The sequence below is a fragment of the Pseudomonas sp. KBN10P06128 genome (assembly GCF_037574945.1).
GTDB lineage: Bacteria > Pseudomonadota > Gammaproteobacteria > Pseudomonadales > Pseudomonadaceae > Pseudomonas > Pseudomonas aeruginosa.
Map to the genome: position 1 here is coordinate 6,090,052 of NZ_JBBELR010000001.1, position 12,927 is coordinate 6,102,978.

The window sequence follows — 12,927 nt, forward strand, 5'->3', positions numbered from 1 at the left end:
ACTGCTGCCCTTCTTCAACCCGGGGGTACTCGCATGTCCGTCTTCTCCGACCTGCCATTGGTGATCGAGCCCAGCGATCTCGCGCCGCGCCTGGGCGCGCCCGAGCTGATCCTGGTCGACCTGACCAGTGCCGCCCGCTACGCCGAAGGGCATATCCCCGGCGCGCGTTTCGTCGACCCCAAACGCACCCAGTGGGGACAACCCCCGGCACCCGGCCTGCTACCGGCCAAGGCCGACCTGGAAGCCCTGTTCGGCGAGCTGGGCCACCGCCCGGAGGCGACCTACGTGGTCTACGACGACGAAGGCGGCGGCTGGGCGGGCCGCTTCATCTGGCTGCTGGACGTGATCGGCCACCACCGCTACCACTATCTCAACGGCGGCCTGCCGGCCTGGATCGCCGACGCCCAGGTGCTCGACCGCGAGGTCCCGGCGCCTGTCGGCGGCCCGCTGCCGCTGACGTTGCACGACGAGCCCAGCGCGACCCGCGAATACCTGCAAAGCCGCCTCGGCGCCGCCGACCTAGCGGTATGGGATGCGCGCAACCCCAGCGAATACGCCGGTACCAAGGTGCTCGCCGCGAAGGCCGGGCATGTGCCCGGCGCGATCAATTTCGAATGGACCGCCGGCATGGACCCGGCTCGCGCCCTGCGCATCCGCGCGGATATCGCCGAAGTCCTGGAGGACCTCGGCATTACGCCGGACAAGGAAGTGATCACCCACTGCCAGACCCACCATCGCTCCGGCTTCACCTACCTGGTGGCCAAGGCGCTGGGCTACCCGCGGGTCAAAGGCTACGCCGGCTCCTGGTCGGAATGGGGCAACCACCCCGATACCCCTGTAGAGGTTTGAGGAATGTCGTTCAAAGATCGTCTGTTCATCTGCAGCCAGTACCTGCTGCCGCACCACCTGCTGTCCCGGCTGATCGGCTTCGCCGCCGACTGCCGGGCGACTTGGTTCAAGGACCGCCTGATCGCCTGGTTCGCCCGGCGCTACCAGGTCGACATGCGCGAAGCGCAGGTCGAGGACCTGCAGGCCTATGAACATTTCAATGCCTTCTTCACCCGCGCCCTGAAGGATGGCGCCCGCCCGCTGGCCCAGGAGCCCGGCGCGGTGCTCTGCCCGGCCGATGGCGCGATCAGCCAGCTCGGCCCGATCGAGCACGGGCGGATCTTCCAGGCCAAAGGCCACAGCTACAGCCTGGCCGAACTGCTCGGCGGCGACGCCGAACTGGCCGCGCCCTTCATGGGCGGCGACTTCGCCACCGTCTACCTGTCCCCCCGGGACTACCACCGCGTGCACATGCCGCTGGCCGGCACCCTGCGCGAGATGGTCTACGTTCCCGGCCGGCTGTTCTCGGTGAACCAGACCACCGCGGAAAACGTTCCCGAGCTGTTCGCCCGCAACGAGCGGGTGGTCTGCCTGTTCGACACCGAGCGCGGTCCGATGGCCGTGGTGCTGGTGGGCGCGATGATCGTGGCCTCCATCGAAACCGTCTGGGCCGGCCTGGTTACGCCGCCGAAGCGCGAACTGAAGACCTTCCGCTACGACGAAGCCGCCCGTGCGCCGATCCGCCTGGAAAAAGGCGCCGAGCTCGGTCGCTTCAAGCTGGGCTCCACCGCCATCGTCCTGTTCGGCCCGCAGCAGGTCGCGTTCAACGACGGCCTCGGGGCAGCGAGCCCGGTGCGCATGGGCGAATGCCTGGCCCTGCCGAAACAGTCCTGACCTCGCCGGGACGGAGCGCCCCGAGCGTCTCCGTCCCATCTCTCCCCGCCGCCGGAACCTCCCGGCGGGATCGTGGCGTCCGAAGGCTGCGGGTCCATTTCGATGCTGCTAGAGTTCGGAAAGGTCCTATCGAGCCTGTGCCGACCCCCTCGGTCAGGAAAGCGGACTGCCGCACAGTTCCTGTCCTGGCCACGACGATGAACCCGCCTCCCGTGTTAAGAAAGAGGAGGCGCAGCCGCGGCGATCGGAAGTCCGGCACCTCTCCGGGGCTTCAACCCCCCGTAGAGCCTTTTCAGTAGCGGAGCCGTCTAACCCCCCATGGAAAACCAGAGCCCCCACCTCTCGTTGCGCGTCCCCACTCCGACGCAGCAGAACCTGAGCTTCTGCGACGCCACCCCGAAGGACATCAAGTACTGGCTGGCGCACCTGCCCAAGGCCAACCTCGGGGAAACCGCGCGCCAGCTCTACCAGGGCCTGATCGAACTCAACCAGTTGGTGCTGCCCGTCGAGGCCCGCCTGCAACTGCTCGAACTGTTCCGTCCAGAGGTGCATTTCGTCTGCGCCCACCTGGAACGGCACTTCCTCAACCAGGCCATCGTCCTCGACGAACGGCCGCGCAAGATCGCCAACCTCTGCCAGGCCCTGCAGAACCACCTGGCCATCGGCTACAAGCTGATCGTGGTCCAGGAAGCGCCGCGCAACAGCCGCGACCGCGCGCAGTTGCTCGCGGTCGGTATCCAGCGGGCGATCCGCAGCCTGTGCGGCCCGCTGATCCGTGCCAGCCAGTTGTACTGCCCGGTCCCCGAGGGGCTTTGGCTGGAACTCCACCAGCTGTACCAGTTGGCCAGCCAGCGCGGTGTGCATCGTCTCGCGGTGCGCGACGAACTGGCCAAGCACACCCCCGGCCTGAGCGTCGAGCAGGCCTACCTGATACCGCTGCTGCTCGGCTGCGCGCGCTGCAACCAGATGCGCCAGAACAACATTGCACGGCTCGCCGAGGTGCTCGAACCCTGGAGCCAATTGCTGTCGATACAGAGCGCGGCGCTGCCCGGCTCGCTGTTCATCGCCGTGCCGCAGATCGACGGCCCGCCGCGCTACCGCTCGCTGTACCCGGAGACCCAACTGGCCAATGCCCTGGGCATCGACACCCAGCCGCTGGTCGAACTGATCCGCGAATACCTGCTGCAGCCCGAGGCCGAGCGCGCGAAGGCGCGCCTGCCGCTGATCGAAGGGGTGACCCTGGACCTGCTGCAACATCTCTCCTCGGCCTGGGGTGACATCGCCGAACGTACCTTCCAGCGCACCCAGGGCCAGGGCCAGTTGACCCTGTGCATCGGCATGAGCGCCCTGCACTACTTCCTCGCCGGGCGCCGCCCGTTCAACGAGGTCCTGCAGATCCAGGAAGCGCCCGAGGCGCCTCGCTTCAAGGCCGACGTCCAGGACGCCTGGGCCGGCGCCTTCGATGCGCAGAAGGTCACCGACTGGCAGCCCGGCATGCCGCTGGAGGAAATCGAGTACCGCCCGCACCAGTCGCCCCGCGGTGGGCAGCCCGATCACCCGCAGGCCCACGCACAGACTGACGCCACCGAGGACTATCCGACCTACGCCCTGCCCATCGTCAACCACAGCCCCGGCGGTTATTGCCTGAGCTGGCCAAAGGAGGTGCCCGCCCAACTGCAGGCGGGCGAACTGGTCGGCCTGCAGGACCTTCCCGGCCAGGCGTGGAGCATCGCGGTGGTGCGCTGGATCCGCCAGGTGCGCAATGGCGGCACGCAGATGGGCATCGAGATGATCGCCCCGGCGGCGCAGCCCTGCGGCCTGCAACTGCTGCGCAAGACCGAGCAGAGCAGCCACTACCTGCGCGCCCTGCTGCTGCCGGAAATCGCCGCGATCTCGCGGCCGGCGACGGTGATCACCCCGCGCCTGCCGTTCCAGGAGGGCAGCCGGGTGCAGATCAACCTGCACGGCGAGGAGCGGCGCGCGGTGCTGAATCGCCGGCAGGCCTCGACCGGCAGCTTCAGCCAGTTCGAATACCGTTCGGCGGAACCGGTGAACACCCCGAGCGATAAGCCGGTCACAGCGCCAGTGGCCCGGCCGCCTGCGGGGGAGGAAGATTTTGACTCGCTCTGGAAGTCTCTGTAGATTGCCCCGACACCTCCATTCGCCGTCTTTTCGCGCCCGCCCGGACGCGGACTGAGCCCTTTCCATGGCCATCGAAAAGAAAACCATCCGCCTGCTGATTCTGGAAGACTCGCAGAACGAAGCCGAACGCCTGGTCAGTCTGTTCCGCAATGCCGGCCACGCGACCCGCGTACATCGACTGACCTCTCCCGAGGACCTCGCCGAGACCCTCCAGCAAAGCTGGGACCTGCTGATCGCCGCGCCGACCAGCGAGTGTCTCGAGCCCGGCGAGGCGCTCGCCACCTTGCGCCGCCAGTCGCGCGACATCCCGTTCATCCAGCTGGTGGCCGACAACAGCTCCGACGCCATCACCGACGCCTTGATGCTCGGCGCCCAGGACGCCCTGCCGCAAGGCGAGGACGAGCGCCTGGTGCTGGTCGCCAACCGCGAGCTGGCCGGCCTCGCCGAACGCCGCGCGCGCCGCGCCGCCGAACTGGCCCTGCGCGAGGCGGAAAAACGCTGCCAGTTGCTGCTCGACAGCTCGGTCGACGCCATCACCTACGTCCACGACGGCATGCACATCTACGCCAACCGCTCCTACATGGCGCTGTTCGGCTACGAGGACGCCGAGGAACTGGAAGGCCTGCCGGTCATCGACCTGATCGCCTCCTGCGACCAGGGCGCCTTCAAGGATTTCCTCAAGGGCTACCAGAACGACCAGCGCCAGACCGAACTGGTTTGCACCGGGGTCAAGCTCGACGGCCAGGAATTCAAGGCGCGCATCAGCCTCTCCGCCGCCACCTACGACGGCGAACCCTGCATCCAGGTGGTGATCCGCGGCGAGGTCGACAACGCCGAACTGGAAGAAAAGCTCCGCGAAGTCAGCAGCCAGGACCCAGTCACCGGACTCTACAACCGCAGCCACTTCCTCGACCTGATGGATGCCGCCGTGCAGCAGGCGGTGACCGCCCGCAAGCCGTCGACCCTGGCCTATATCCATCTCAACGGCTACCCCTCGCTCCAGGCCGACCACGGGCTTTCCGGGATCGACCTGCTGCTCGGCCAGTTGGCCGGACTGATGCGCGAACAGTTCGGCGAGGAAGCCGACCTGGCGCGTTTCGGCGATTCGATCTTCGCCGCCCTGTTCAAGGGCAAGACTCCCGAGCAGGCGCAAGCGGCACTGCAACGACTGCTGAAGAAAGTCGAGAACCACCTTTTCGAGCTGAACGGCCGCAGCGCCCAGGCCACCCTCAGCATCGGCGTCGCCGGTCTCGACGAGAAGACCGCCAAGGCCCAGGACGTGATGAACCGTGCGCATCGCTGCGCCGATGACGCGGCACGCAAGGGCGGGTCGCAGATCAAGCAGTACAACCCGGCGGAAGAGCTTGCCGCCGCCGCCCAGCGCGGCGACGTCATCGCGATCCTCCAGCAGGCGCTGGAGACCAACAGCTTCCGCCTGCTGTTCCAGCCAGTCATCAGCCTGCGCGGCGACAGCCACGAGAACTACGAGGTGCTCCTGCGCCTGCTCAATCCGCAGGGCCAGGAAGTGCCGCCGGCGGAGTTCCTGCATGCCGCCAAGGAAGCCGGGCTGGCGGAGAAGATCGACCGCTGGGTGATCCTCAACTCGATCAAGCTGCTCGCCGAGCATCGCGCCAAGGGGCACCAGACCAAGCTGTTCGTCCACCTGTCCAGCGCCAGTCTGCAAGACCCCGGCCTGCTGCCCTGGCTCGGGGTGGCGCTGAAGGCCGCGCGCCTGCCGCCGGAGTCGCTGGTGTTCCAGATCAGCGAAGCCGACGCCACCAGCTATCTGAAGCAGGCCAAGCAACTGACCCAGGGCCTGGCCACCCTGCATTGCCAGGCGGCGATCAGCCAGTTCGGCTGCTCGCTGAATCCGTTCAACGCGCTGAAGCACCTGACCGTGCAATTCATCAAGATCGATGGCTCCTTCGTCCAGGACCTCAACCAGGTGGAAAACCAGGAGATCCTCAAGGGCCTGATCGCCGAACTGCACGAACAGCAGAAGCTCAGCATCGTCCCCTTCGTCGAGAGCGCCAGCGTCCTCGCCACCCTGTGGCAAGCCGGCGCCACCTACATCCAGGGCTACTACCTGCAGGGGCCGAGCCAGGCGATGGACTACGACTTCTCCTCGGGAGACGAATGAAGAACGGGCGCCCTGGGCGCCCGTTGCTTTTCCGCTCTACCGACCTGGTTCGTGGCTGCCGGGCCGGCAAGAGGCGCCCGCCGGCCTCAGGCTCGCCCTTCGCGGTCGCGGTAGCCGAGCAGGTAGAGGATGCCGTCCAGGCCCAGGGTCGAGATCGCCTGCTTGGCCGACTGCTTGACCAGCGGCTTGGCGCGGAACGCCACGCCCAGGCCGGCCAGGCCGAGCATCGGCAGGTCGTTGGCGCCGTCGCCGACGGCGATGGTCTGCTCCAGGCTCAGACCTTCCTTCGCCGCCAGTTCGCGCAGCAGGTCGGCCTTGCGCTGGGCATCGACGATCGGCTCGACCGCCACCCCGGTGACCTTGCCGTCGACGATCTGCAACTCGTTGGCGAACACGTAGTCGATCCCCAGCTTCGCCTGCAATTGACGGGCGAAATAGGTGAAGCCGCCGGACAGGATGGCGGTCTTGTAACCCAGGCGCTTGAGTTCGGCGAACAGGGTTTCAGCACCCTCGGTCAGACGCAGCGAGGCGCCGATCTCCTCCAGTACGTCTTCCGACAGTCCCTGCAGCAGCGCCAGGCGCTCCTTGAAGCTGGCGCGGAAGTCCAGTTCACCGCGCATCGCCCGTTCGGTGATCGCGGCGACCTTCTCGCCGACGCCGGCGGCCTTGGCCAGTTCGTCGATGACTTCCGCCTCGATCAGCGTCGAATCCATGTCGAACACCGCCAGCCGGCGATTGCGGCGGAACACGCTGTCCTGCTGGAAAGCGATGTCGACGTTCAATTCCTGGGCGACGCTGAGGAATTCCGCACGCAGCGCCGCCGGATCGGCCGGTTCGCCGCGTACCGAGAACTCGATGCAGCCCTTGCCCTGGTCGGCGGGCATGTCCAGCGGCATGCGCCCGGAGAGACGGTCGATGTGGTCGATGTTCAGCGCGTACTTGGCGGTGATCGAGCTGACCCTCTGCAGTTGCTCGGCAGTCACCCGGCGGGTGAGCAGGGTCACGATGTGCCGCGCCTTGCCCTGGCCGTCGACCCATTGCCGGTAGTCCTCTTCCGAGACCGGGGTGAAGCGCACCTGCTGGTCCAGCTTGTAGGCGGTGAACAGCACGTCCTTGAGGACCGAGGAACCGGCTTCGGTATCCGGGATTTCCACCAGGATGCCGAACGACAGGGTGTCGTGGATCACCGCCTGGCCGATGTCGAGGATGTTCACCCCGCCCTGGGCCAGTACGCCGGTGATGGCCGCGGTGAGACCGGGGCGGTCTTCCCCGGTGATGTTGATCAGGACAATTTCGCGCAAGGCGTAAGCTCCGCCAGGTAAAAGACGCCATTCTACCCGCTTTCCCGCACACCCGAGAGACGCAGAGCCGAGCATTTGCCATCACCACCGGTCGGAACCGACCGGGAAAACCCGCGAAACCGCCGCGCGGCGGCCTGGAAAGCGCGTCAACGGCCCTTTGCCCCTCGGGGGGCGCTGGTTATACTGCGCGATACCTCTATTTCAGAAGACCGAGCCCCCTGTGACCCGGCCCACGTCCGTCAAGCCCGACAATTTCTTCCTCCTGCTGTTTCGTGCCTTGCGCCAGCGCCGCGTCCCGATCGCCCTGCGGCTCGCCAGCCATAGCCTGATCCTGGTGGCCCTGGCCCTGCTGATCTACGCCTGGGTCATGGGCATGCAGTTTCGCCAGGCCATGCAGCAGCAGGCCGATGCCCTGGGCCAGAGCCTGATCACCCAGACCGCCGCGTCCGCCACCGAGTTGCTGGTGTCCAACGACATCCTTAGCCTCAACGTGCTGCTGAACAACCTGGTGAAGAACCCGCTGGTGGCCCATGCGGCGATCTACAGCGTCGACCAGCGCATCCTCGCCGAGGCCGGCAGCCGTCCGAAGCAGAGCCTGCTCGGCGCCACCGAAGGCCTGTACTCGACGCCGATCACCTTCCAGGAAGTGATCGCCGGGCACCTGCGCATCAGCCTGGACATGCAGCAGTTCCAGCAGCCGATGATGATCAGCCTGCAGAGCATGGGCCTGATCAGCCTGATCCTGCTGATCCTCGCCCTGTATTTCAGCCTGCGCCTGGGGCGGCAGATTTCCACACCCTTGTTGCAATTGCGTGTCTGGTTGCGCGATCCGGACAATCCGGCCCCCGGCGCCGAACTGCAGAACGAGCTGGGCGACCTGGCGCGCGACCTGGAAGAGCGCCTGGTGCCGGAGAAGCCGCCGGCGCCGGAGCCGGAAGAAGCACCGCTGCCGCAGAACTTCGACGACATCCTGCTGGAGGACGACGAAGCCGACCTGCGCAGCCGCAAGGTCGAGGCCTCGGCCTTCGAGGAAGACGACATTCCGCTGGGCGACGCCCTGCTGGACGAGACCAAGCCGGTGGAATTCACCTCCATCGACGAAGACCCGCTGGACCAGGACGCCTTCGACGAGAACGGAGCCGAAGCCGGGGACCAGCCCGCGGCGCCCGCCGCTGCGCGCGAACCGCAACACAGTGCAGTGCTGGCGATCCAGCTCGGCGCCCAGGAACAGTTGCGCCGGTTGCCGCGCAGCCGCCTGGTGGACCTCCTGCAACGCTATCGCGACTGCCTGGAACAGGCCGCCCGCCAGTACAAGGGCAGCCTGCACACGCTCAGCGACGGCGGCAGCCTGATTCTCTTCCACAGCCGCGACAACCGCGCCGACTACCTGACCAACGCGCTCTGCTGCGGTGAACTGATGCGCGCGCTCGGCCATGCCCTGCAGATCGAGGTCGCCGACAGCGGCATCACCTTGCAGTTGCAACTGGGCCTGAGCCTCGGCGAAGACCTCAGCGAACAGACCCAGGCCGACCTGCTGCTCAACGAAACCGTGCAGAACGCCCTCGCCCTCAACCAGCACAGCCGCAACCTGCTGCTGGTCGAACGCAGCATCGCCGACGACGCGGTGGTCCGCGAGCGCGCCCGTATCCGCGCCATCGCCAGTCCGGAAGGAGCCTGCTGCGTCGAGCGTCTGCTGGAGCCGTATCCGTCGATGCTCGAGCGCCAACTGGCGCGCATGCACGACCGCGCCCGCCCGTGACCACCCTGATCACCCACCCGCTGCCGGTCCTGGCGGTGGGACTGGCCCTTGGCAGCCGGGTGATCCCGCCACGCCTGCTGCTGGCAGGCATGCTCGCCGCCTGCCTGCCGGACTTCGACGTAGTCGCCTTCAAGCTCGGCATCGCCTATCACGATGCCTTCGGCCATCGCGGCTTCAGCCATTCGCTATTGTTCGCCGCGATCCTCGGCGCGCTCGCCGCCCTCGCCTGCCGGCCGCTGCATAGCGGACCGCTGAAAGCCGGGCTGTGGGTGGCGCTGGCCACCGCCTCGCACAGCCTGCTGGACGCGATGACCAATGGCGGGCTGGGCGTCGCCTGGTTCTGGCCCTGGAGCGACGCCCGCTACTTCATGCCCTTCCATCCGATCGCTGTGTCGCCGATCGGTCTGTCGCGCTTCCTCAGCGAACGCGGATTGCTGGTGCTGCAATCGGAGGCGCGCTGGGTCTGGCTGCCCTGCCTGCTGCTGGCGCTCGCCGGCATGGCCCTGCGCTTCCTGTTGCGCCGCTCACGCTGACGCCGAAACGAAAAAGCCCCGCTTCGGCGGGGCTTGTTCCTGGTCGGCTCTCGACAATCAGAACCGATAGACCTCGGCATCGGTGCGAATCGGCACCACCAGCGGCATTTTCGGACCTTCCTCTTCCTTGGCCTTCGGCTTGGCCACCGGCTTGCGCGCGGTCGCCGGCGGCGGCGCCTCGGCCGCCACGGCGATCGGCTTGACGTCCTTGGCCAACTGCGCCGCCAGGCGCTTGAGCAGGTCGCTCTGGGCACGGATCTGGTCGCCGATGCTGCCCTGGTGCCGTTCTTCCTCGTGGAACACCCGGCTGTCCTTCAGGTCGCCCTTCTGGTCCAGCAGGCGCCAGCGCGCCTCGATCACCGCCGGCTGCTTGGGGCCGGAGTCGAGGCGACTGATGGTCAGCATCACCTGGACCTGGGGGGTGAAACCAGGTTTTTCCGGGAACAGCGCCAGGCGGCTGCTGCCCAGCTCGCTGGACATCTGCCGCAGCAGTTGCTGGCTGACATTGGTCTCCAGGTTGCCGGCCCAGCGTGCGTCGGTGGACAGGCTGAGAATACCGTCGGCCTGCCGCTGCACCATCACATCGCGCTTGAGATAGTCGGCCAGTTGTACCGGGCCGAGCAGGACGGCCGCACCGCCATCCTTTTTCGGTACTGCGGCGGCACCGACGTCCAACTGGTAGAGCTGGGCCGGCGGATGGACCGCACAACCCGTCAGCCCGAGCAGGCTGACGAGGGAAAGACATGCGAAGACGCGCCACGCGCTCATCGAGAACCACCGTATTTCGCCGAAGATCGGCACTACTGATGCAAGACTTGAATTCTACTGGCCACCCGCCATCGGAAACGGCGGCCGAAGGGGCGTATCATCCCCTAACCAGCGCCATAGCTCCAGAGGCAGAGCGTATTCCGAAACCGGTTTCGGACCACCTGCGTCAGGGGAAAACCCGGCGGAACCCGCCAGGGAGACGACATTCCCCCGGAAAGCCGGCCTCGGAAGAGGCCGCTTTCGCCATTCTCTTGCGGATATGCGAGAGATCGGAGACCGGTAACGGCTCATTTCAATCCTGTGGCGGAATATCCACCAGCAGGCTGTCGACGCGCTGGAAACCGCGCGGCAGCTTGTTGCCTCGCCGGCCCCGCTCCCCCTTGTAGTGTTCCAGGTCGTCGCCCTTGAGCGACAGGGTACGCTTTCCAGCCTGCAGGACCAACGTCGCCCCGGCTGGCAGAACAGCCAGGTCGGTGAGGTACTCCTCGCGGCTGGCCACGCGTTCGCCGGGGATGCCGATGATCTTGTTGCCCTTGCCCTTGCCGAGCTGCGGCAGGTCGGAGACCTTGAACAATAGCAGACGGCCCTCGGTCGTCACGGCCGCCAGCCAATCCTGCTCCACATCGCGCACCGGGCGCGGCGCCACCACGGCGGAGCCGTTGGGCAGGCTGAGCAGGGCCTTGCCGGCCTTGTTCTTGGCTTGCAGGTCCTCGCCCTTGACCACGAAACCATAGCCGGCGTCGGAAGCGATCACGAACAGCGCATCGTCGTCCGGCAGCAGCACGCATTCGAAGCTGGCCCCCGGCGGAGGCGTCAGCCGGCCGCTGAGTGGCTCGCCCTGGCCTCGCGCGGACGGCAGGCTGTGGGCCGGCAGCGAGTAGCTGCGCCCGGTGGAGTCGATGAACACCGCATACTGGTTCGAGCGTCCCGGCGCGGCGGCCTTGAAGCCGTCGCCGGCCTTGTAGGAGAGGCCGGCGGCGTCGATGTCGTGGCCCTTGGCGCAACGCACCCAGCCTTTTTCCGAGAGCACCACGGTCACCGGTTCGGTGGGCATCAGCTCGGTTTCCGACAGCGCGCGGGCCTCGGCGCGGGCGACGATCGGCGAACGGCGGTCGTCGCCGTAGGTCTCGGCGTCCTTGATCAGCTCCTCGCGCACCAGCTTCTTCAGCTTGGCCTCGCTGCCGAGCAGGGTCTGCAGGCGCTTCTGCTCCTTCAGCAACTCTTCCTGCTCGCCGCGGATCTTCATCTCTTCCAGGCGTGCCAACTGGCGCAGGCGGGTGTCGAGGATGTAGTCGGCCTGCACCTCGCTGAGTTCGAAGCGCTCCATCAGCACCGCCTTGGGCTGATCCTCGGTGCGGATGATGTGGATCACCTCGTCGAGGTTGAGGAAGGCGATCAGCAAGCCATCCAGCAGATGCAGGCGGCGCTCGACCTTGTCCAGGCGGAACTGCAGGCGTCGACGCACGGTGCCGATGCGGAACTGCAGCCACTCCGAGAGCAACTGGCGCAGGTCCTTGACCTGCGGCTTGCCGTCGAGGCCGATGATGTTCAGGTTGACCCGGTAGCTGGTTTCCAGGTCGGTGGTGGCGAACAGATGGGTCATCAGCTCTTCGACATCGACCCGGTTCGAACGCGGGATGATGACGATGCGGGTCGGGTTCTCGTGGTCCGACTCGTCGCGCAGGTCGGCCACCATCGGCAGCTTCTTGGCCTGCATCTGCCCGGCGATCTGTTCCAGCACCTTGGAACCGGACACCTGGTGCGGCAGGGCGTGGATGACGATGTCGCCGTCCTCGACGCGGTACACCGCGCGCATGCGCACCGAACCGCGGCCGGTCTCGTAGACCTTCTGCAGGTCGGCGCGCGGGGTGATGATCTCGGCTTCGGTGGGGAAGTCCGGGCCCGGCACGTGTTCGCACAATTCGGCGACCGTCGCGCCCGGCTGGTCGAGCAGGCGCACGCAGGCCGACGCGACTTCCCGCAGGTTGTGCGGCGGCACGTCGGTGGCCATGCCCACCGCGATGCCGGTGGTGCCGTTGAGCAGCAGGTTGGGCAGGCGGGCCGGCAGCACGGCCGGCTCGTCGAGGGTGCCGTCGAAGTTCGGTACCCAGTCCACGGTACCCTGGCCCAGTTCGCTGAGCAGCACCTCGGAATAGCGCGACAGGCGCGCCTCGGTATAACGCATGGCGGCGAAGGACTTGGGATCGTCCGGCGCCCCCCAGTTGCCCTGGCCGTCCACCAGCGGATAGCGATAGGAGAACGGCTGCGCCATCAGCACCATGGCCTTGTAGCAGGCCGAGTCGCCGTGCGGGTGGAACTTGCCGAGCACGTCGCCGACGGTGCGCGCCGACTTCTTGTGCTTGGAATCGGCATCCAGCCCCAGTTCGCTCATGGCGTAGACGATGCGTCGCTGCACCGGTTTCAGGCCGTCGCCGATATGCGGCAGGGCGCGGTCCATGATCACGTACATGGAATAGTTCAGATAGGCCTGCTCGGTGAACTCGGCCAACGACCGGCGTTCGACCCCTTCCAGGCTCAGATCGAGGGATTCGCTCATGCGTA

The 12,927-nt window shown here is 66.9% G+C and carries 9 protein-coding genes; 6 read left to right on the top strand and 3 right to left on the bottom strand.

Features of this window, described 5'->3' with window-relative positions; translation table 11 throughout:
• The first annotated feature begins 33 nt into the window (after positions 1–33).
• The 4 genes from rhdA to fimX all read left to right on the top strand — a co-directional run bounded on the left by rhdA (position 34) and on the right by fimX (position 6,004).
• On the top strand, positions 34–849 hold the full coding sequence (rhdA, locus tag VQ065_RS28490) for a thiosulfate sulfurtransferase (RefSeq protein WP_003095676.1): 816 nt from the start codon (positions 34–36) through the stop codon (positions 847–849).
• 3 nt (positions 850–852) lie between these two features.
• Complete coding sequence (gene asd / locus VQ065_RS28495; RefSeq protein WP_003095677.1) at positions 853–1,722, top strand: archaetidylserine decarboxylase; 870 nt, start codon at positions 853–855, stop codon at positions 1,720–1,722.
• 318 nt (positions 1,723–2,040) lie between these two features.
• Positions 2,041–3,864: a cyclic-di-GMP receptor FimW gene (gene fimW, locus VQ065_RS28500; protein ID WP_003095679.1), complete on the top strand. Its 1,824-nt coding sequence runs from the start codon at positions 2,041–2,043 to the stop codon at positions 3,862–3,864.
• Between the two features lie 64 nt (positions 3,865–3,928).
• On the top strand, positions 3,929–6,004 hold the full coding sequence (gene fimX, locus VQ065_RS28505; protein WP_003095680.1) for a cyclic di-GMP-binding protein FimX: 2,076 nt from the start codon (positions 3,929–3,931) through the stop codon (positions 6,002–6,004).
• A gap of 86 nt (positions 6,005–6,090) precedes the next feature.
• Here the strand turns inward: fimX and serB are convergent, their stop codons facing one another.
• Positions 6,091–7,305: a phosphoserine phosphatase SerB gene (gene serB / locus VQ065_RS28510; RefSeq protein ID WP_003095681.1), complete on the bottom strand. Its 1,215-nt coding sequence runs from the start codon at positions 7,303–7,305 to the stop codon at positions 6,091–6,093.
• A gap of 220 nt (positions 7,306–7,525) precedes the next feature.
• On the opposite strand from serB, the gene VQ065_RS28515 reads away from it, so the two are divergent.
• Both VQ065_RS28515 and VQ065_RS28520 read left to right on the top strand, forming a co-directional pair.
• Complete coding sequence (locus VQ065_RS28515; RefSeq protein ID WP_003095683.1) at positions 7,526–9,064, top strand: YtjB family periplasmic protein; 1,539 nt, start codon at positions 7,526–7,528, stop codon at positions 9,062–9,064.
• Positions 9,061–9,597 carry a metal-dependent hydrolase gene (locus VQ065_RS28520; protein WP_003095684.1) on the top strand — a complete coding sequence of 179 codons (537 nt, stop codon included), beginning with the start codon at positions 9,061–9,063 and terminating at the stop codon, positions 9,595–9,597. The genes VQ065_RS28515 and VQ065_RS28520 overlap by 4 nt, the downstream gene beginning before the upstream one ends.
• 57 nt (positions 9,598–9,654) lie before the next feature.
• On the opposite strand, the gene VQ065_RS28525 is transcribed toward VQ065_RS28520, so the two are convergent.
• Together VQ065_RS28525 and parC are read right to left on the bottom strand one after the other, a co-directional pair.
• Positions 9,655–10,365, bottom strand: coding sequence for a PqiC family protein (locus VQ065_RS28525; protein WP_003110318.1), 711 nt, complete (start codon positions 10,363–10,365; stop codon positions 9,655–9,657).
• Positions 10,366–10,657: 292 nt separating this feature from the next.
• On the bottom strand, positions 10,658–12,922 hold the full coding sequence (parC, locus tag VQ065_RS28530; RefSeq protein ID WP_033977605.1) for a DNA topoisomerase IV subunit A: 2,265 nt from the start codon (positions 12,920–12,922) through the stop codon (positions 10,658–10,660).
• Positions 12,923–12,927 lie beyond the last annotated feature (5 nt).